Source organism: Nocardia sp. NPDC006044, from assembly GCF_042871115.1.
Lineage (GTDB): Bacteria > Actinomycetota > Actinomycetes > Mycobacteriales > Mycobacteriaceae > Nocardia.
In genome coordinates this window covers 3,050,306-3,070,867 of record NZ_JBIAID010000001.1, presented here as the reverse complement: position 1 = coordinate 3,070,867, position 20,562 = coordinate 3,050,306, and the positions used below count along the sequence as shown (strand labels likewise).

Here is a 20,562-nt window from a genome sequence, read left to right as displayed (position 1 = left end):
GACCCACCAGCATAATTCGATTCAGTCGACGATTATCGAGGTACAGCAGATGTCGAAGGCGACTCAGGTCAGTTCGGTCAGGGCGCCGTCTCGATACAGTTCGCGAACGCGGTATCTGCGGACCTTTCCGCTGGAGGTCAGCGGAATTGAGCCCGAGGTCACCAGCACGACGTCGTCGAGCCGTAATCCGTTGTGCTCGCCTACCGCCCGGCGCACGGCGGCGCCGATCTCGGCCTTGTCGACCGCTTCGGCATCTCGGTCTCGGGTCAGCTCGGCGACGAGGACCAGGGCCGGTTCATCCTGGTCGAGAACCTGGAATGCCACGCAGCGGTCGGGGCGCAGCGCGGGATGGGAATCCATCGCGGCGGCTTCGATGTCGGAGGGGTAGTGGTTGTAGCCGTCGACGATGATGAGGTCTTTGCGGCGGCCGGTGACGTACAGCTGTCCCTCGTGCACGAATCCGAGGTCGCCGGTGCGCAGGAAATGACCGTCGCGGCCGGTGACGGTGGCGGCGAAGGTCTCCTCCGTCGCCTCGGGGGCGTCCCAGTAGCCGAGGCCGATGCTGTTGCCGCGCAAGCAGATCTCGCCGACCTGCCCGTCCGGCAGCGGGGTGTTCGTGTCGGGGTCGGTGAGGAGGAATTCGTAGGCGTCGTTGAGTTCGCCGCTGGCGACCAGGCGGCGGCCGCCGCTCGAGACCGGTTCCACCCGGCCCTTGGCCAGTGCGGTCGGATCCACCTCGACGGTGGTGAGCCCACTGCCGCGGGGACCGCCGGTCACCAGCAGCGTCGCCTCGGCGAGGCCGTAGCACGGGAACAGGCTGTGCGCGTCGAAGCCGGACGGGCGGAAGTGCTCGGCGAAGGATGCCATGGTGTCCGCGCGAACGGGTTCCGCGCCACACAGGGCCACCCGCAGCGGCGACAGGTCGTAGCTCGCGACCTGGTCGGCGGGCACCCGCCGCACACAGAGCGCGAAGGAGAAGTTCGGCGCGACGGTATGGGTCGCGCCGAACTCGGACATCGCCGCTATCCAGCGCGCCGGTCGCTGCACAAACGCCAAGGGGGACATACTGATAACGGTCGAGTCGCTGTACACCGGATAGGTGACCATGCTCAGCAGGCCCATATCGTGGAACGTCGGCAACCAGGCCACGCCGACGCCCGCGCCGATCTGCCCGGTGACCAGCCGCAGGTTGGCGAGCACATTCCCGTGCGTGAGCGCGACACCCTTCGGTTCCCCGGTCGAGCCGGACGAGTACTGCAGGTGGGCGATGGTGTCACCGGTGATCCCCGGATCTCGGTAGTCCTCGGCCGCCGACAGCTCGACGCGGTCGGTCACCACCGTGCGCAGCCCCGCGAAACCCTCGGCCGCCGAAAGCACGGGCGTCAGCAGCGGCTCGATATCGGCACTGGTGAGCAGCAGGCGCGCACCGGAGTTGCCGGTGATGGACGCCAGCCGGGCGAGACTGTCGGCCAGCTTGTTCGGCTGCGGCGGCGCGACCGGCACCGCGATCACCCCGGCGTAGAGACATCCGTAGAAGCCGGCCACGAATTCCAGACCGGGCGCGTAGAGCAGCAACGCCCGATCCCCCGGCCTGGCCACCGACGCCAGATGCGCGGCCACCGCGCGGGCGGCGCGATCCAGCTGCGGGAACGTCATGGTCGCCGTGACCTGGTCGCCGTCACCGAGGTGATGGAACCGCACCGCGTCCGGCGTGGCGGCGGCGCGGGCGGTGAGCATTTCCGCGAGAGTGGCCGGTTCGGCCGCGAAATAGGTTGTCATGTTTGCACTCCTGACGTCCGGTGCCGGACAGGCGCTGCGGCACTGGCTGATTCGGCCGGGCGCAGCGGGTAGCGACGTGGCACCCGGTCGCCGACGACGGCCCCGACGTACCGGGTGCCGAGGCCGAAATGATGGACGTATCGCGCGGGCAGATCGACGCCGTCGACACCCGAAACCACCGCGCGCCCGGCCGGATCGGCGCGCAGCTCGATCGTGTCGGGCGAGACCGTCAGTCCGCTGCCCAGCCATTTCAGGTAGCTCTCCTTGGCCACCCAGTGGTGCAGAAACCGTCCGGTGTCCGCGCCTACCCGTTCCACCTCGCGCGGCGTGAGCACCCGCGCCGACAATCCGGCCAGATCGAAATAGGCGTCGAGCGTTTCGGCATCGACCCCGACCGAGCCGGACCCCGCGATCGCGATGACGGCCAGCCCACCGGTGTGCGTGAGATTGAACGCCGGTGCCGCGCAAGCCAATCCCGGCTTGCCGTGCTCCCCCACCGTGAACACCAAGTCCTCGGGCGGAGTTCCGGCGTAGGCGGCGAGCACGCGCCGCATCGTCGCCCGGATGCGAATGTAGTCGGCGGCGAACGCGGCCTTGTCGAATCGTTCGCTGCGCGCGAGTTCTTCGGCCGACAACACCAGACGGTCACCGGCGCAACACTTCCCGCTCAGCCCGAACCACCACAGCGCGACACCGTCGGGCGCGATCGTCCGGCGCGGGGCGGTGTCGCCGCTCATAACGAGCCGAGCACGCAGTGCCGTACGCGTCGAAGCACGGTGTCGCGGTGGGTGATCGGGAAGAAGTGCCCGCCCGGCACCAGCCGGATGTCGACCCCGGCCGAACCGCACTCGTTCCACGGCTCGAGCTCGGCCATCGACACGTGAGTGTCGGAACTGCCGCTGAGCACGGTGATCGGCACGTCCAGGCGCGGCTCCGGCTCGTATCGATAGGTCTGGTCGACGCCGAGGTCCGCCCGCATCAGATTCAGCACCTGCGCACGCATCTGCGCGTCGTCGAGCACCTCCTCCGGCGTGCCGCCGAGGCGGTACACGATCTCCAGCAGCGTCGAATCCGACGCCATGCGCACCCACGGCAGCCGCGACGGCTTGTCCGGCGCCCGCCGTCCCGACACGATCAGGTGTGCGGGCCGGGGTCCCGCGCCCGCGCTGAGCCTGCGGGCCAGCTCGTACGCGACGAGGGCGCCCAGGCTGTGCCCGAACAGCACGAACGGCTCGCGCCACTCGCCGTCCATCACGGCCAGCAGGTCGTCGAGCAGCGGTCCGAGCTTCTCGAACGGCTCGTCGCGCATCCGCAATTCGCGCCCGGGCGGTTGCAGCGGCACCACGTCCACCTCGGGCTGCAGCTGCTTACGCCACGGCAGATACGTCGACGCACCGGCCCCGGCATGCGGCAGGCAATACAGCGTCGTGGCCGCGCCGCCGGGCGGCGGGTACGGCATCCATCTGCGCGCGTCGATCGCGGGCGCGTTCATCGCCGGTGCTCCGCGGCGAGCGCCTGCACAGTGAGGTAGGCGGGTGGCGGCGGTGGCGGTGCCGGCGACGCGGCCAGCAACGTGACGCCGTCCTGCTCACCGATTTCGGTGAACCCGGCGAATCGATAGGTGATGTACATGATCCGATTCCGTTCGGTAGGCACATATTCCGCGACCAGCCGGGCACCGTCGGCCTGCGCCAGCCGGACCACATGATTCAGCAATACCGTCCCCACTCCGCGCGAGATCACCCGGCACGACATCAGCAGCAGCTTGAGCCGCCACTGCTCGGCGCCGCGTTGCGCCAGCGCCAGACCGACCTGCCCGTAGGTCCCGTACTTGTCTTCCAGCTCGGCCATCAACAGCACATGATCATCGGAATCCGCGTGCGCGGCAAGCTCTTCCGCCGAGTACATCACCCCGGTCGAGTTCAGCTGATTGGTCCGCACGACCAGCTCCTCGGCCCGGCCGATATCCGCCGGGCCGGCCGGACTGATGGTGAACCGCATATCCAAGGTGGCCAGGAACTCGTCGTTCGTTCCGGAGAACTGATCCTCGGCCGTCGAGCGTTCGATACTCGCCTGGTACATGTGCCGTCGCACCCGCGAATCCGCCGTCACGTGCTTCGGCTGGAACTCCGGCCGGTCCGGCAGCCCCGCCGCCTCCTCGGCATCGATGCAGAGCACCTCGGGATGCGCGAACCCGACCTCGTCGCGCTCCAGCGCCTGATCATCGACGAACGCGAGGGTGTCGATCCCGATATTCAGCCGCTCGGCGATGGTCGCGACCGAGGCGGATTTGTTGTCCCAGCTGATCTGCGGATGCAGGAAGTACTCGGCGATCCCCAGCTCGGTGAGCTTGGCGACGGCGATGTCCGGATCGTTGCGGCTGGCGATGGAATGCAGAATGCCGCGCTCGTCCAGCGCGACGATGGTTTCCCGGATGCCCGGCTTGAGCTCGGTGACCGCGGCGTTCTCCAGCAGGATCCCGTCCCACAGGGTGTGGTCCAGATCCCAGACCACGCACTTGATGTAGCGGGGACGCTTACGCACGTCTGTTGTCATCGGATTCCCTGGCCTCCCTGATCAATCGACCTCGACGACCCGAGCCTGATTGCGGCAGGCGTCGGTGGCGATGAGCACGTGTTGCATCTGGGTGCTGCCCTCGATGATCTCCATCACCTTCGCGTCGCGCAGATACCGGCCGACCGGATACTCGTCGCTGCATCCGCGCGCGCCGTGCAGCTGCACGGCGTCGTTGGCGGCGGCGACCGCGGAGGTGGCGGCGAATTGTTTGGCGATACAGGTCGACATGATGGTGTCGGGACTACCGGCATCCTTCAGCTGCGCCGCCTCGCGAACCAGCAGCCGGGCCGCCCGCGTATTCGTCGCCATGGTGGAGATCATCTGTTGCACGAGTTGGTGGTCGCGCAGCAGCGCTCCGCCCTGGTGTCGTGCGTTGGCGTAACTCACGCAAGCCTGCAAGCACGCCTGCAGGATGCCGACACACCCGGCGGCGACGCTGAACCGGCCGATATCGAGCACCCCCGTCGCGATGGCCAGCCCCATGCCCTCGGGCCCGATGATCGCGTCGGCCCCGACCCGGCAGCGCTCGAAAACGATCTCCGCGACCTGACTACCGCGCGTTCCGGTGATGTGCGACACCGGGATTCGGCGAATCCCCGGGCTCGCCGCGTCGACCAGGAACGCGGCCGGCCCGCGCTCTGTGCGGGCGAACACGAGCAGCACGTCGGCCAGCTGGCCACCGGTGACCCACAGCTTGTGCCCGTCGATGACCCACTCGTCGCCGTCCCGCTCGGCCGTGGCCCGCAACGCGGCGAAATCGCTGCCCGCCTCGGGCTCGGTGAGGCAGAACGCGCCGAGCACGGCGCCGGTGACCATATCGGCCTTCCACCGCCGCTTCGCCGTCTCGGTGCCCCACCGATCCAGCGCGTACAACGCCATCGAGTGCACGGTCAGCAGGCTGCGCAGGGACGAGCAGCCGCGACCCACCTCCTCGTGCGCCCGCGCGAGCGCGATCATGCCCGCACCGGTACCGCCGTCGGCCGCCGAGAGCACCGCACCCCACAGCCCGCGCTCGGCGAACTCGGTGACCATGATCGGGTCGATTCGCGCCGCGCGATCGAATTCGGCCGCCCGCGGCGCGACCACCTCGTCGACGAAGGCGGCGATCGCCGCCCGCGACCAGTCGTGGCGCACCTCGGTCCGCACGGCCATCAGGCCACCTCGGTGACCGTGCCACGACCATCGCCGAGCCGGCCGACCAGCTCGGTCATCACGTCCACGGTGCGGAAGTTGTCCAGCGTCAGTTCGTCATTGGGAATCCGGGCATCGAGGTTCTGTTCGATGAACATGACCAGCTCCATCGCGAACAGCGAGTTGACGAAGCCGCTTTCGAAGATGTCGTGGTCGTCTCGCAGCTTCCCCTCGGGGAACCGCTTGGCGACGAAGGCACGGAGTTCGGCACGGGCATCGGAGAACATAACTGCGATCCTGTCGGTTAGGGGGCATGGTTCGGTGGTGCGAGCCCTCTCCCTATGTGTACGAGAAGAAGCCCTGGCCGGTTTTCCGGCCGTGTAGTCCGGCGTCCACCATCTTTTTCAGCAACGGGCACGGGCGATATTTGCTGTCTCCGTAGAACTCCTGGAGACCCTCGATGCTGTACAGGATGGTGTCGAGCCCGATGAGGTCCGCCGTCTCCAGCGGTCCCGACGCGTGCCCGAAGCAGGACCGGAAGATCTCGTCGACCTCCGCCGCCGCGGCGACGCCGTCCTGCAACAGGAATATCGCCTCGTTGACCATCAGCATCAACACGCGATTGGACACGAAGCCGGGCATGTCGTTGACCAGGATGCCGCGCTTGCCGAGGTCGGCGAGCAGCTGCATCGCGGTGGCGATGGTGGTTTCGGAGGTGTGCCAGCCGCGGATCACCTCGACGGTGGATTTCATCGGCACCGGGTTCATGAAGTGCATGCCGATCACCCGGTCCGGGCGGCCGGTCACGCCGCCGATCTTGGTGATCGGGATGCACGAGGTGTTGGCCGCGAAAACCGTTTCGGGCGAACAGATCCGGTCCAGCTCCGGATAGACCTCGGCCTTGAGCGCCCAGTTCTCGGTGATGTTCTCGATGACGAACTCCGCCGGGCCCGCCTCGCCGATATCGGTGGTGTAGGTGACCCGCTGGGTCAGGTCGCCGTACTTCTCCGTGTCGTGACCGAACAGCCGCCCGGTGCGGGAGTACCGGACCACCTCGCTCTCGGCCCGGTCGAGCTGTTCGCGCGAACGGTCCACGAGTACGACCGAGATGCCGTGCGCCGCAAGGGCTTGGGCGAGGCCGGTGCCCATGACGCCGGCCCCGATCACTCCGACGAGTTTCATGTCCGTGCCTTCCTTTCGTCTGTGGCCGCCGTGAGCAGATAGTCGGCCATGTCGGCGATCGTCGGCGCCTCGAACAGCGCCACCGTCGGGATGACGGCGCGGAACTGCTGTTTGATCGAATTGATCAGTTGCAGGCCGACCAGCGAATTGCCGCCGGACTCGAAGAAGTTGTCGTGCGGGCCGACCTGATCGACGCCGAGGGCCTGCTGCCAGAGTTCGGCCAGGCGGCGCCGGTAGTCCTCGACCGTCCGCTCGGGCGGCGCGGCGGTGACCTCCGGCGCCGTGGAGGCGCGCTCGCGCAACGGATCTCCGCCGCCGGTCCAGGCCTCGATGCGTTGCGGCAACTGCCCCGCCGAGACCACCGCGCGGCGTGGACCGCTCGCGATGAGCCGGTCGAGCACGGCGAGCGCGTCCGCGGCGGCGAACGAGTACATGTCCAGAGACGCTGCGACGCCGGGGTTTTCGCCGTGCCGGACGGTCGCCTGCCAGGTATCCCAGCACGCGGAGCGCCAGGCGGACCCGCCGGGCAGGCCGCGGGTAGCGGCGAATTGGTCCTGGAACGCGTTGGCGGCGGCGTAGGCCGCGAAGCCGATGCCGCCGAGCACCGCCGACATCGAGGACAGCAGGACGACGAAGTCGGGACGCTCGCCACGGAGTGCGTCGGCGAGCGCGATCGTGCCGTCGACCTTGGCGCGGAAGTGGGCCGCGCTGATCTCCGGGGTGGTCTCGGCGATCGTGGTGAACGCGTCCGGCGACAGCACGCCGGCGGCGTGGATCACGCCGTCGATCGGGCCGAATCGTTTGCGGGCGTGTGCGATCGCTTCGATCGTCGCCGCCCGGTCACCAATATCGCAGGACTGCACCAGCACCTCGGCACCGGCCGCGGTCAGCTCACGCACGGCGGCCGCCTTCGCCAGGGACGCCTCGTCTGCCCCGGCGACGGATTCCGCGTCGCCGAGATCCGGCAGCGGCGTCCTGGCGAGCAGGACCAGCTTCACCTCGGACGCCGCGGCGGCCAGGTGGGCCGCGGCCCGGAGGCCGATGCCGCCCGTCCCGCCGGTGATCACGTAGACGCCGCGGTCACGCACGTACGGCGTGGGTGCGTCGAGGGTGAGCGACCTGAAGCGTTTCACCAGTCTGCGCCGGCCGCGGCGCGCGATCGCGGTGTCGTTGCCCGGCCAATCCAGCTCGGCGACAACGGCTTCGGTCAGCTCATCCCACGAGCCGTCCTCGTCGTCGGCTGGAGTGACGACGTCGAGGGTACGCACGGCCAGGCCCGGGTACTCCTGTCCCGTGGTCAGCGCGGGCCCGGTCACGGTGGTCTTGCCCGGATGCAGGTCGTCCTCGGCGTCGATGAGCTGTGCGTGGTCGGTGACGACCAATATCCGGCATCCGTCGATGGCGTGGCGGCCCAGCTGTCCGGCCAGTGCCATCAGGCTGTCGAACCCGAGCCGCCGATGCGTGGCCACGCTGTCGCGCGGATCCGCGTTCGGACCGCTCACCGACCACAGGTGAACAACGGTGCGCGGCAACAGGTCCCGCTCCGCCAGCGCGGCGAACAGTTCCGCATAGTCGGCCGGCTGGTCAGGCCGGATGCGGTAGCCGTCCGCGCCCGAGATGCCGAATTCGGTTCCCGGAGCGACGGATACCCAGTCGACGCCGTCCAGGATCTTGGCCAAGTGCCGGGCCAGTTCGGCACTGCACGTGTCGGGGTCGGTGAAGACGAGGTAGGGGCCCTGCCGGTCCGGCGAAGCCGCAGGGGCCGCAACAGTGACCCACTGCGGCTCGAGGACTTCCGTCGTCGCGAGAGTCGCCGCGCCGAGTGCCCTGGCCGGTTCGGCCCGGTCATTCCTCGGCTCCGGCCAGAACTGCTGGTGCTTGAACGAATACGTGGGCAGCGACAGCGACCTGCCCGGCGATCCGGCGCGCGACCAGTCCACGTCCACTCCCCCGGCCCACAGGCGGCCGAGTGTGCGCGCGACGATCATCTCGTCCGGCTCACGCGTCGCGGAGCCCCGCAAAGTCGGCTGTGCCGGGGCGCCGCCGGAGCGGACCCGCGCCTGACTGACCAGGCTGGCCAGCTGACCGGCGCCCAAATCGATCACCACGCACGGATCCGATTCGGCGAGGGTGTACACCCCCTCGGCGAACTCGACCGTCGAACACATCTGGTCCGCCCAGTAATGCGGGTCCCGCGCTTGCGCATCGGTGATCCAGGCCCCGGTCAGGTTGGACACGAACGGAATTCGCGGGGCGCGCAGCTCGATGCCCTCGAACAGCTCGATCAACCGCTCTCGCAACGGATTCAGCAGCGGCGAATGCATGGCGCGGGTGGTCGGCACCCGCCGCGCGGCGATCTCGTCCGCGGCGAGGCGCTGCTCGAGCCCGGCGATCGCCCCCTCGGTGCCGGCCACCACGACCGTGCCGGGACCGTTTATCGCGGCGCAGGACAGGTCCGGGCCGAGGTACTCGGCGACGCGGTCCACGGCGGTCGCGACCGTGAGCATCGCGCCGGGCCGGGCATCGGCGACGAGTTGCGCGCGCCGCACCACGAGCGGCAGCGCCACCTCGACCTCGAACACTCCGGCCACGCAGGCGGCGGAGTATTCGCCCAGGCTGTAGCCGAGCAGGCCGCTCGGTTCGACGCCGTAGCTCTGCCACATCCGGGCCGCGGCGTAGCTCAGCGAGAAAACCACCGCATGGGCCAGGTCGATTCGGGTGACCAGTTCGCCGGCGGCGGCCGCACCGCCACGCAATGCGGCGAACGGGTCCGACGCCGCCGGCGCCGAAGCCGGATACAGGGCCGTGCGCAAGTCCATACCCAGCGATTCGGCCGCGATCTCGGCACAGTGATCTATCGCGTCGCGGAACACCCGATGCGATCGATACAGATCGCGTCCCATCCCGGCGAACTGATCGCCGGTGCCCGGCACCACGAATCGCACGGTCGGCCGCGCCCCGCGCGGCACGGTCGCGACCGGAACCCGGCGGCCGACCTCGTCGAGCGCGTCGGCGGCGTCCAGGAATGTCCGGAACGGGATCGCTGTGCGGCAGGGCATGGCCTCGCGCCCGGTCTGCCCGGTGGTGGCCACGTCGGCAGGGGCAAGACGCGGATGGCTGCGCAAATACTCCGACATCGCGTGCGCGGTGTCGGTCAGCGCCTCCGGCGAGCGCGCCGACAGCGGCAGAATGTGCCAGCGTTCCTCGGGATTCGGCTCAGGCAGGTCGAGCGCCGGCGCGGACACGATGACATGCGCGTTGGTCCCGGACCAGCCGAACGAACTGACGCCGGCGGTGGCGCTGCGCTGGTCCGCGCGTGGCCACGGAATGTTCTCGTGCGGCAACCGAACCGGACTCGCGGACCAGTCGATGGCCGGATTTGGTTCTCGCAGATGCAGATTCCGCGGAATGGTGCCCCGGTTCAGTGCGAGCACGGTTTTGATCAGCCCGGCCATCCCGGCGGCCCCGGTCAGGTGACCGACGTTCGTCTTCACGGCACCGACGTACAGCGGCCGGGTTTCCGTCCGCGCGGCGCCGAAAACCTCGGTCAGCGCGCCGATTTCGATCGCGTCACCGAGTTGGGTGCCCGAGCCGTGCGCCTCGACGAAATCGATGCTGCCGGCGCTGATTCCGGCGTTCTGCTGGGCCGCGCGCAGCACGGCGACCTGCGCCGCGCGGTTCGGCGCGGTGAGACCGTTGCTCATGCCGTCCTGGTTCACCGCCGACCCGCGCACCACCGCGAGCATCCGATGCCGGCGGGCGTGCGCGTCGGCGAGCCGTTCGACGACGACCGCGCCGCACCCCTCACCGAGCAGAAACCCGTCCGCGGCCGCGTCGAACGTCTTGCACTTGCCGTCGGCGGCGAGCATGCGCATCTTGCAGGCCTGCTGATAGGTGTCGGGATGCACGATCGCGCTGACCCCCGCGACCACGGCCCGATCGCACTCGCCGTTGCGAATGCTGTTGATCGCCAGGTGCAATGCCACCAGTGACGACGAGCAGGCCGTGTCGACCACCAGGCTCGGCCCGCGCAGGTCGAGCAGGTAGGACAGCCGCCCGGCCGCGACACTGGACGCGCTCCCGAGACCCAGGTACGGGTCGTCCAGTTCGCCGTGGCCACCGTGGTCGACCAGCACGTTCGCATACCGGCCGTCGGCCATCATGCCGACGAACACCCCGGTGCGGCTCCCCCGGATCTGGTCCGCGGGAATGGCGGCATCCTCGAGCGCCGCCCACACCGTCTCGAGCAGCATCCGTTGCTGCGGGTCCATCCGGATCGCCTCGCGCGGCGAGATGCCGAAGAACTGGGCGTCGAAGCCGGCTATGTCGTCTACGAACGCGCCCTTGGTCGTGTAGGTCGTCTCCGGGGAATAGGGATCGGGGTCGAAGAATTGCTGTGCGTCCCAGCGTTGCTGGGGCACGTCCGCCGCCGCGTCGATGCCGTCGACCAGGTTGCGCCAGAACAATTGCGGCGTGTTCGCCCCGCCGGGAAACCGGCATGCCATGCCCGCGATACCCACCGCGTGATCGTCGGAATCCGGTTCGCGCGCGTCGGTTTTCGATCCGGCCGCCTGATCGAACTCACCGAATTCCGTTGCGGCAGTATCTATTCGCGTAGCGGCGCCGACGAGCACGGCACTCAGCTGCTCGACCGTCGGATGTTCGTAGAGCAGCGTTTCCGGCAGGCTCCGACCCAGCCATTCCTCCAGCTCACCCGAGAGCCCGACGGCGTCCGCCGAGGTCAGACCGTACGCGGCGAAGGTGGTGGTGCGATCGATAGCCGCCGGATTCATTCCGATGATCTGGCTTATCTTTTCTGCCACCCATTCCTCGATCGCCTGCCGATCGAAGCCACCGGACCCCACCCGATTCGTCTCCACCAATACCGCCCTTCAGACATCGGGGTCACGGCCTGAATGCGATCAGGGAGAGCTCAGCCCCTGGTGGCCCCGAATCTAGCACCGACACACCCACCTCGCAACGCCGCTTATCGCATACTCCCGACCAGCGCAAAACTGACTGAGAGTCGTTTGCGAAAGGGTATGCTGCAAGCTCACTTCAGGTCACATTCTCTCGTCATGGATGAGATCTGCAACCCCCCAATAAGGGGGCTACTCATCCAATTCGATCCCCCCGATCGGGGGGTTTACAAACTGCCCGCCTACTGCCATTAAGATAAAGCGGAACGACCGCTCGGCGGAAAATCGTGAAATGCTACGATGTGAGCAGCGTCACAGGTACTTCAATGGTTACACACCGGTAGGTCGGCTACCTTGAAGGCGGGGTGGGCTACAGGTTTGCCCACCCTGAAGCCGAGGTGTTATGAATTCGAATTAATTGATCAGAGGTCTACATTGCCTGAACTTTACCCGGGGGTAGTCGGCCGATTACTCGGACGCCCGAATGCCTACGCCACCAGCAGTTTCCGACCGAAGTCGTGCTCAGCTACATTTCCGGCCGCCAGGTCGCAGCACTAAGGATATCCCGTGGAAACTCAGCAGATCAGCTGCCCGACCGAAAACATTTCGGCCACTTTTGCGGAGCGTACCGATACCCCGTTCGCGAAAACGCTGGACGGTCTGCGCACCAATCCGGATATGAAGTTGTTCTGGGACTGCATCTGGACCCCACCGGAAACACGAGAGCAATTCTTCGAATACGCCGGACAGTTACGCCGATTCGCGACCTTCAGCGGCGGATTACTCGGGCGCAGCCCGGACTTCCTGGCCGGCATCGTCTCCGCCTGGGCCGCCAACGCCGGCCATTTCGGCGACGGCGCGGACGCGATCCGGGAGTTCCACCGCGAATGCCGGGCCAGCAATTGGATTCTCACCCACGCGATCTCCGATATTTCCGAACGCGGGCGCATTTCCGAAGACCACTTGCTGAAAGTCGTGGCACGTGACGCCGACGGTATCTACCTGAGCGGTTTCAAACAGCTGGCGACGCTCGCGCTCTATTCCGACGTGCTGTTGATCTACCCCTATCGCCAGCTGACCCCGGCCGAGGATTACACCGCATTGTGCGTCGCCATCGAACCCGACAGCAGCGGCGTCACCGTGCACTCCCGGGCCGGCTTCCGCGGCGCGCACGAGCTGCCGGACCAGTCCATAGATGCGCTCGACGAACAGGACGCGATCATCGAGCTGGACCACGCCTTCGTGCCGAACTCGCGCGTCTTCATCGACGGATCCATCGACCGCTGCAACAACCTGCGCGCGGGCACCGGCATGACCCATCCCGCCTGGATCCAGGCACTCGCCCGGATGGCCGCCAAGGCCGAGATGTATTACACGCTCGCGCAACGCGTGCTCGACGGCGGCCGGACCTCGGTCAAAGAGCCGGCGGTAGTGCTGGCGAAACTGCGCCGGTTCGCCGCGAGCACCGAGCGCGATTTCCGCGCCGCCCTCGACTCGGCCGGCTTCGACGAACGCTACGGCTTCTGGGCCGCCGAGCGCGGCATGCTGCTGCAAGGCATCGGCAACTTCACCGAGCGCATCGAGGGCGCCTCGACGTTGCTCGCGCAGATCGCCGGACTGGACCTGATCTGCCCGAAACCCGGCCGCACGACGCAGCACGGCCTCATTCCCGCGGCACCGCAGCTCTCCGATTGGACGTTGTTCACCAACCTTTCCTCGGGCGCCTACGGATATCGACAGAACAAATACGAGCTGGCCTTCGTCGGTGATCCCGATCGGCTCGCCGCTGGCTGACCGGCGGAGCACCGACCGAAAGAGAGGTATGAACGACATGCTTAACCGGAATCGCCTGATCGAAGCGCTGGAGCCGTTCAGCGGATACGTGCAGTCGGCAGTGCTGTACAACCTGATCGAACACGGTGTGCTGGAACAGATCGTGGTCAACGAGGTCTCGGCGCGCAAAGCGCTGGAGTCGGTGGTCACGACGCCCGAGCGGGTCGAAGCGCTGCAACTGTTCCTGCGCACCGCGGGATACATCGACAACGATCGGGCCACCGACAAGCTCGTGCGGATCTGGGAGGCACGCGGCTGGTACCAGATGATGATCGGCGGCTACGGCCGGACCTTCCTGGATATCGGCCGCGGCTTCGCCGATCCCGCCGCGGTGCCGCGCGACGGCCGCATGGTCGGCGTCGGCAGCTGCGAAATCAGTGTGCACGACGCGATTCCGCTGATGTACCGAGTACTCGACAAGCGGGGCAAGAGCTACCGCAGCGGCATCGATCTCGGCTGCGGCAGCGGCATCTTCCTGACCACGCTGGCCGAGAAATACGCGGACATGCGGCTCACCGGCATCGAGCCGAGCCCCGAGGGCGCCGCGGCCGCAGTGGAATTCGTCGCCGGATCGGTGCACGCCGACCGGATCGAGATCGTCAACGCGGACGCGATCGGCCATCTCGAACAGACCGACGCGCGTTACGACTTCGGCATCATCAGTTTCGTCATCCACGAAATCCTCGGCCAGGAGGGCGAGAACGGCGTCCGGAAGTTCCTCCGGACGCTCTTCGACAACAACCCCGGCCTCGAACTGCTGGTCATCGATATCGACTACTGCTGGGACGACGCGGAGAAGATGCGCGACCCGCACCGCACGAACTACTACAACCACTATTTCCTGCTGCACCCGTTCACCGACCAGCGCCTGGCGCCCAAGCAGTACTGGGCGGACCTCTACGACAGCGCGGGACTCGAGGTGGTGGTGGACGACGTCGACACCCCCGGCCTGGACGAAACCGGGATCGTGACCGCAATGCTGTTGCGGGCCAAGGAAAACGGCGATGACTGACTATACCGACAGCCAGGCGGTCTCCCGGCTGAGCTCGGGGCCGCGGACGTTCTTCCGCCTGCCCTACCGGCCGATCCGGGAGCTGACCGCCGAGGACGGGGTGCACGCCGTCATCCTCGGCGTGCCGACCGACGGTGCGACGGGCTATCGCAGCGGTGCCCGTTTCGGGCCGGAGGCGGTGCGCTCGGCGAGCACGCTGGGCCGGCTGGGCAGCCGGGAACGCGACCTGGTCATCACCGACCTGCTCACCGTCGTCGACGGCGGCGACGTGCACATCGTCCCCGGCTACCACCTGCAAACCCTCGAGCTGATCGAGAGCAGCGTCAGCGCGGTGCACGAGGTCGGCGCACTGCCGATCCTGGTGGGCGGCGACCACAGTCTGGCGATCGCCGAATTACGCGCGGCCGCACGCAAACACGGACCGCTGTCGCTGGTGCAGCTGGACGCGCACCGGGACGTGCTGGACAACTACTTCGGCATGAAGCACTTTCACGGCACGGTGTACCGCCGCGCCGCCGAAGAGGGCCTGATCGATCCCACGACCAGTATCCAGATCGGCATGCGCGGCAGCGTGCCCCGCGAAGACCTGGCCGACGACGGCCTCGGCTTCACCGTGATCCACTGCGAGGACGCGCTGGACATCGGCCCGCGCGAACTCGGCCGGATCGTGCGGGACCGGGTCGGGTCGAATCCGGTCGCGCTGACCTTCGACATCGATTTCGTGGATCCGTCGTGTGCCCCCGGCACCGGCACCCCCGAGGTCGGCGGGCCCTCCTCGGCGTTCGCGTTGCGACTGCTGCGCGAACTCGACCTGCCGGATATCCGCACGGTATCGCTGGTCGAGATCTCGCCACCGTACGACTCCGCCGACATCACCGCGCATCTCGGTGTCGCGGTGATCTTCGAAATCATGACCATGGCCGCTGCCGCCCGGCGGACCAAGACGCAACAGGATGGTCGTTTGCATGCCTGATAACATCACCGACCTGGAGGTCAAGGCGCTGGTCGACGGTGTCAACCTGTCCGACGGTCATCCGCGAATGTCGTTGTCCGCCAGTCAGTCCGAGATCGTCGCGGGCTTCCCGGAGGTCTTCGCGCAGACGCGCAAGCTCCCGGTCGACGTGGTCGAGCGCAGTGCGCGCAACGCGTTCCTGTCTTCGATCGGGCAGCACACCGCGCTGTCCGACGACGTCGTCTTCCGCAGCTGCTACTCCTCCTCCACCGCGATCGACATGATCGGCAAGGCGATTCGCCTGGCCGACCGTCAGGTGGCCATGGTCGAGCCGACCTTCGACAATCTGCACGACCTGCTGGCCGGTCACGGGCTGTCCATTCACTCGGTCGCCGAGTCCGAATTGGCCGGCGGCACACTCGAAGACGTGATCCCCGCGCACGGTGTGCTGTTCACCGTCTCGCCGAACAACCCGACGGGCGCGGTGATCGACGCCGATCGCCTGCACCAGATCGCCGCCGCGTGCGCCGATCGCGACACCGTGCTGGTCATCGATTCCTGCTTCCGCGCACAGGATCTGCGCGCCCAGTACGACATGTACGCCGTGCTCGGTCAGTACGATCTCGACTGGGCGACCATCGAGGACACCGGAAAGCTCTGGCCGCTACAGGAATTGAAGGCCGGTTTCCTGAATTGGAATGCCGGCAACCCGCTCCCGCTGGCCCGGATGTACTCCGATCACATGCTCTCGGCGTCGCCGTTCATCCTGCGGATCGTCGAATTGTTCGCCGAGGACGGCCGCCACGGCGGCTACGACCGGCTGCGCGGCGGCCTCCAGAGCAACCGCACCCTGGCCCGCGACCACATCAACCTGGCACCGGCCTATCCTGAATCCAGGATCTCCGTCGATACATTCCGGCTGCCGGAAGGCGTCGAGGCCAGCGCGCTCTACACCGAACTCGGTGAGATCGGGGTGCACGTGCTGCCCGGCGAACTGTTCTACTGGGCCCAGCCGAAGCTCGGCACCGATCTGATCCGCATCTCGCTGGCGCGCGATCCGGAAGCCATCGTCACCGGCTGCCAGCGCGTCGACCAGCACCTAGAGGCATGGAGGCGTGTTGTCATCAGGTGATCGCGCAACGGTGGTCCTGTTACAGGCGAAGCAGTCGCTCGGCACGGTCGGGCTGGCCGAGTTCGGCTCAGCCGTCACCGCGGCGGGCGCCGAACTACGGATTCTGCGGACCGGCGAGGTGCCGCTGATCCGCGAAGGCGATGTGGCACTGCACGATATCGGCGACGAACGGATCGCCGGCATCGACGAGTGGGCGTCGCTGATCCCGGCCGGAGCCACCGCGATCGTCACCAATGACGAGTATCTACTCGGCGTCGCCGCGCGGCTGTGCGGCGATCTGGGCCTGCCGACACCCATCCCAGCGGGCTCGCTGGAGAACTACCGGCACAAGGGCGTCATGCGCCGGACGCTCGAGGCGGCGGGCATTCCGGTGCCGGAGACCCTGATCGTCGCCGCCGGCAGCGTCGAAAAGGCGGGCGGCTGCACCGGATTCGCCGACGACGAGCTGGTCATCGTCAAACCCGCCGCCGAGGCGAACCTGCGCGGGATCCGGACCGAGAAGTTCGGCGCCGTCGATCTCACCGCACTGAGCGACGATCTGGTCGAACGGTTGCTCGACGGCCCGCAATACCATTCCGAAGTGCTGGTGGTGAACGGCACTGCGACACATCTGTTCTCGGGTCTCTACATCCGCTCGCTGCTCGACCTCACCCGCGGCGGCGGCTCCGGCTCGGCCAGGACCGACCCGGCGACCGAGGCGAAGCTGGCCGACCTCGCGATCCGGACGTGCACCGCGCTCGGTCTGGACGGGACGTTCACCGCGCACGTCGAATACCTTTCCAGCGGTGCCGCTTTCGAGGATGTCGTGGTCAGCGAGGTATGCGCTCGCGCGTCCGGCGGCGAGGTGCCGTTCCAGTCCAGGATCATCACCGGCATCGATCTGGAACTGCTCAATCTCCGGGTGCAGGCCGGGCTCGGCTGGGACGAACCGAAGGCCGACGCCGACGCCTCGGGCGGCTGGATGTGGCGCGTCGGTCAGCCGATCGCCGGTGCCGGCCTCATCGAAACGCATTCCGTAGAAGCAACATTCGACCGGATCCGGCTCGGCGGACGCGCGCGGCTCACCGGCCGCACCGACGCCGTATTGGCCGCGCTCGAGCTGCTGGCCACCGCGAACGAGGTGCCGTGAGTGGCGACTGAGCGCAGGCCCATAGATCGATCCCGGCGGCGCGGGAAACCGTTGACCGACTTCGCCTTCCAGGAATGGAAGGTGCCGACGCTGCCGCCACCCTGGCAGCTCACCCCGGTCACGCCGAACACCGCAGCCGAGATCGACCAGGTGGTCGAGTGGATGGCGCAACCGCACGTGCAGTTCGCGATGCACAAGGACTGGGACCGGGCGGGCTGGCAGGACGAGATCGAATTCCAGTTCTCCGACAACAAGACCCGGCCCTTCCTCGTCGGGCAGGACGGGCAGCACGGCGGATACGCCGAACTGTACTTCGCCGCGCTCGACGTGGTCGCCGACTACTACGACACGCCCGAACACGACATGGGCATGCACGGCTGCATCGGCGAACCCGACTACTTCGGCTACGCCCTGCCGTTCTGGGTCGCGCTCATCGCCGGCCTGTTCGAGACCTATCCGGAGTGCACCGGCGTGATCTCGGACCCGTCCGCCGCGAATCAGCTGGTGCGCACGCTGAACCGGAGCGTGTGCAAGGTGGTGGACGGCCACGAGCTCGGCGAGATCGATCTGCCACACAAGCAGGCCGCGCTGTTCCGGTTCGAGCGCGAGAACTTCTATGCCGCAATGCAACGCCAAGGGGGTGTCGACGTTGTCCTCCGTGAACTCGGTGGTCACTGATCCTGTTCGCTGGTTCCTGCTACACGGCCCGCTCCGCTTGCTGCCCGACTCGATGCTCGGTGACGCGGACGATGTCGGACGGCTCTTCCTCCGGCCACCGGCCAAGGGCGACCCGTACCGGGCGACCCTGACGAAGATCGGGGCGTCGGCCGGCGTGCACGACAGTGCGGCCGGTCTGGTCATCACCGGATACGAAGAGAGCGAGGAGATCCTGCGCAGCAACGACTGGTCAGCCGACCAGCCCGTGGCGATTCCGCCGACCGCCGGGTTCTACCGCTGGCTGACCAAGCGTTCGGTACCCATCGCCCTCGACGCCCCCGCCCTGGTCTTCATGGACCCGCCCGAGCACACCCGGCTGCGCAAACTCGTCTTCCCGATGTTCACCCACCGCGCGGTGACCAGCTCGGTCGACATCATCACCAAGCACACCGATGCGGTGCTCGCCGAGCTCGACGGCCGCGAAAACATCGATCTGGTCGCGGATTTCGCGCGCAAGATCCCGATCCGGGTCATCTCGGACTTCCTCGGCATCCCCGACCTGGGCGACGACATGCTCGACTCGCTCGGCGGGCACGGCGCCAAGCTGCTCGACGTCGGCATCACCTTCCCGGAATACCGGCGAGGGATGACCGAGGCGCGCAAGTTCACCAAGTTCGTGGTGGACTGCACCGAAGACCCGGAAATGCTCCAGGAGGGCTTCCTCAAGGACTGTGTCCGGATGCACGCGGGCGGCGAACTCAGCTTCGCCGAACTGCTGACCCTGGTCGGGTTCGTCTTCGCCGCCGGATTCGAGACCACGGTCAGCTTCATCGCGAATTCCATTGTCACCGTGCTGGAACACGGCCTCGGCACCGAGGTGCTCGCCGACGGGCGCCTGACCGACCCCTGGTTCGAGGAGCTGCTCCGCTACGACTCCCCCATCCAGCTGACCCATCGCACCGCACGGGTGGAGACCAAGATCGGCGATCGGGTCGTCGCGCCCGGCACCGGGGCCTTGATCTGGGTCGGCGCGGTCAATCACGACGCGCGCGCCTATCCGAATCCGGGCCGGCTCGACGTCGAGAATGTTTCGGCGCGAACGAGTATGAGCTTCTCCACCGGCGTGCACCGCTGTCTCGGCGCGTCCCTGGCCAAGGTCCAGGGGCAGGTCGCGGTCGGCAGCTTCCTCTCCGCGTATCCGGACGCCCGGCTGCTGCCGGGCCGGCAATGGCGGGATTCGATTGTCCTGCACGGACATATCCGAGTTCCCTTGGCGTTGACCAGCGGACGCTGATGGGCGCCGTCACGGTCGACCCGGCGACGCTCTACTGCCTGGGCGCCTCCACGGACGCGGCCACCGTCGCCGACGAGCTGGGCGTGCTCGGGGTGCGCGTCGAACCGGTGGCGGCGGGCACGGTGCTCGCGCACAAGATGGTCGCGCTCGCCGCACACGACCTCACCGACGCCGAGCTGGCCGAAACCGCGGCCGCGACCACGGATTCCTGGGTACACCTGGTCTCGTCCGGACCCAACTATCCGCACATTCCCGCGCTTGCGCGGAACAACCTGGTGACCAGAAGCGCGCGGGCCTACGCGCCGTCGCTGTCGGAGTATGTGATCACCCAGCACGTACTGCACTGCGCCAGAGACACGTTCGAGGATGTGCCGAAGCCCTTCCATCGTCGCGCGGCCCTCGTGGTCGGGTACGGCGCGTTCGGCCAGACCGTCGCGGCGACGCTCGCCGGACTGGGTGCCACCGTGACCGTGGTTCGTCCGCGTTCCCGCACCGCGCATCCCTTCGGCAGCACCGACGCGACAGCGCTGGAGCGGCTGCCGAACCGATTCGCGCACCTCATGGTGGTCGCGCTGCCCGGGCTGCCCGAGGTCACCGGCTTCATCGGTGACGCGCTGCTGCGCTGCCTGCGCCTGGACGGTCACCTGATCAATCCGGCGCGATCGTCCCCCGTCGACGTCGACGCGCTGCTGCACTGGCTGGCCGCGGGCACCGGCAGGCTCACCACCGACGTCGAGAGCGAGGACCGCGCGGAGTTGTTGCGCCCCTGGGCCGACAAGGGGCGGGTCACGCTGACCCCGCACATCGCCTGGCGGCCGTGGGACGGCGATCCGCTGTATCACCGGGATTGGGCGGCGATCTTCACCGCGGGCACCCACGTTCCGGCGACAATGCGGGAGCGGTCTCTGTGCCTCGACCCGCGGACGATCGCCATGGACTACCTGATTCCCTGACCACCCGTCCCA

The 20,562-nt window shown here is 67.7% G+C and carries 16 protein-coding genes; 8 read left to right on the top strand and 8 right to left on the bottom strand.

Translation table 11 applies throughout. The features are described from left to right. Window positions 1–63: 63 nt before the first annotated feature. From ACFYO1_RS14115 to ACFYO1_RS14080, 8 genes are read right to left on the bottom strand one after another with little or no spacing between them, the layout of a single operon-like run. Window positions 64–1,779: a fatty acyl-AMP ligase gene (locus ACFYO1_RS14115; RefSeq protein ID WP_387230505.1), complete on the bottom strand. Its 1,716-nt coding sequence runs from the start codon at window positions 1,777–1,779 to the stop codon at window positions 64–66. Further along, window positions 1,776–2,516, bottom strand: a complete 741-nt coding sequence (locus tag ACFYO1_RS14110; RefSeq protein ID WP_387230503.1) for a 4'-phosphopantetheinyl transferase family protein — start codon at window positions 2,514–2,516, stop codon at window positions 1,776–1,778. Before ACFYO1_RS14110 ends, ACFYO1_RS14115 begins: the two co-directional genes overlap by 4 nt. Further along, window positions 2,513–3,271 (bottom strand): thioesterase II family protein, encoded by a 759-nt coding sequence (locus ACFYO1_RS14105; protein WP_387230501.1) that lies wholly within the window; start codon window positions 3,269–3,271, stop codon window positions 2,513–2,515. Before ACFYO1_RS14105 ends, ACFYO1_RS14110 begins: the two co-directional genes overlap by 4 nt. Beyond that, window positions 3,268–4,335, bottom strand: a complete 1,068-nt coding sequence (locus ACFYO1_RS14100; RefSeq protein ID WP_387230499.1) for an HAD-IIIC family phosphatase — start codon at window positions 4,333–4,335, stop codon at window positions 3,268–3,270. Before ACFYO1_RS14100 ends, ACFYO1_RS14105 begins: the two co-directional genes overlap by 4 nt. A 21-nt stretch (window positions 4,336–4,356) precedes the next feature. Beyond that, window positions 4,357–5,508 carry an acyl-CoA dehydrogenase family protein gene (locus ACFYO1_RS14095; protein ID WP_387230497.1) on the bottom strand — a complete coding sequence of 384 codons (1,152 nt, stop codon included), beginning with the start codon at window positions 5,506–5,508 and terminating at the stop codon, window positions 4,357–4,359. Beyond that, window positions 5,508–5,774, bottom strand: a complete 267-nt coding sequence (locus ACFYO1_RS14090) for an acyl carrier protein (protein WP_387230495.1) — start codon at window positions 5,772–5,774, stop codon at window positions 5,508–5,510. The genes ACFYO1_RS14095 and ACFYO1_RS14090 overlap by 1 nt, the downstream gene beginning before the upstream one ends. 52 nt (window positions 5,775–5,826) lie before the next feature. Further along, a complete protein-coding gene (locus tag ACFYO1_RS14085) occupies window positions 5,827–6,669 on the bottom strand; it encodes a 3-hydroxyacyl-CoA dehydrogenase family protein (protein WP_387230493.1) in 843 nt (280 codons plus the stop codon). After that, complete coding sequence (locus ACFYO1_RS14080) at window positions 6,666–11,492, bottom strand: SDR family NAD(P)-dependent oxidoreductase (protein WP_387230491.1); 4,827 nt, start codon at window positions 11,490–11,492, stop codon at window positions 6,666–6,668. Before ACFYO1_RS14080 ends, ACFYO1_RS14085 begins: the two co-directional genes overlap by 4 nt. A 663-nt stretch (window positions 11,493–12,155) precedes the next feature. Between ACFYO1_RS14080 and ACFYO1_RS14075 the strand changes: the two genes are divergently transcribed. From ACFYO1_RS14075 to ACFYO1_RS14040, 8 genes are read left to right on the top strand one after another with little or no spacing between them, the layout of a single operon-like run. Beyond that, entirely contained in the window at window positions 12,156–13,382 is a 1,227-nt protein-coding gene (locus ACFYO1_RS14075) for a 4-hydroxyphenylacetate 3-hydroxylase N-terminal domain-containing protein (RefSeq protein ID WP_387230489.1), read from the top strand. A gap of 28 nt (window positions 13,383–13,410) precedes the next feature. Then, window positions 13,411–14,433, top strand: a complete 1,023-nt coding sequence (locus ACFYO1_RS14070; RefSeq protein WP_387230487.1) for a methyltransferase domain-containing protein — start codon at window positions 13,411–13,413, stop codon at window positions 14,431–14,433. Then, a complete protein-coding gene (locus ACFYO1_RS14065; RefSeq protein WP_387230485.1) occupies window positions 14,426–15,406 on the top strand; it encodes an arginase family protein in 981 nt (326 codons plus the stop codon). The genes ACFYO1_RS14070 and ACFYO1_RS14065 overlap by 8 nt, the downstream gene beginning before the upstream one ends. After that, window positions 15,399–16,517: a pyridoxal phosphate-dependent aminotransferase gene (locus ACFYO1_RS14060; RefSeq protein WP_387230483.1), complete on the top strand. Its 1,119-nt coding sequence runs from the start codon at window positions 15,399–15,401 to the stop codon at window positions 16,515–16,517. The genes ACFYO1_RS14065 and ACFYO1_RS14060 overlap by 8 nt, the downstream gene beginning before the upstream one ends. Then, entirely contained in the window at window positions 16,504–17,646 is a 1,143-nt protein-coding gene (locus ACFYO1_RS14055) for an acetyl-CoA carboxylase biotin carboxylase subunit family protein (RefSeq protein ID WP_387230481.1), read from the top strand. The genes ACFYO1_RS14060 and ACFYO1_RS14055 overlap by 14 nt, the downstream gene beginning before the upstream one ends. Further along, window positions 17,647–18,324, top strand: coding sequence for a GNAT family N-acetyltransferase (locus ACFYO1_RS14050; RefSeq protein WP_387230479.1), 678 nt, complete (start codon window positions 17,647–17,649; stop codon window positions 18,322–18,324). It abuts the gene before it with no gap. Then, on the top strand, window positions 18,314–19,597 hold the full coding sequence (locus ACFYO1_RS14045) for a cytochrome P450 (protein ID WP_387230478.1): 1,284 nt from the start codon (window positions 18,314–18,316) through the stop codon (window positions 19,595–19,597). The genes ACFYO1_RS14050 and ACFYO1_RS14045 overlap by 11 nt, the downstream gene beginning before the upstream one ends. Continuing rightward, window positions 19,597–20,550 carry an NAD(P)-dependent oxidoreductase gene (locus tag ACFYO1_RS14040; protein WP_387230476.1) on the top strand — a complete coding sequence of 318 codons (954 nt, stop codon included), beginning with the start codon at window positions 19,597–19,599 and terminating at the stop codon, window positions 20,548–20,550. Before ACFYO1_RS14045 ends, ACFYO1_RS14040 begins: the two co-directional genes overlap by 1 nt. Window positions 20,551–20,562 lie beyond the last annotated feature (12 nt).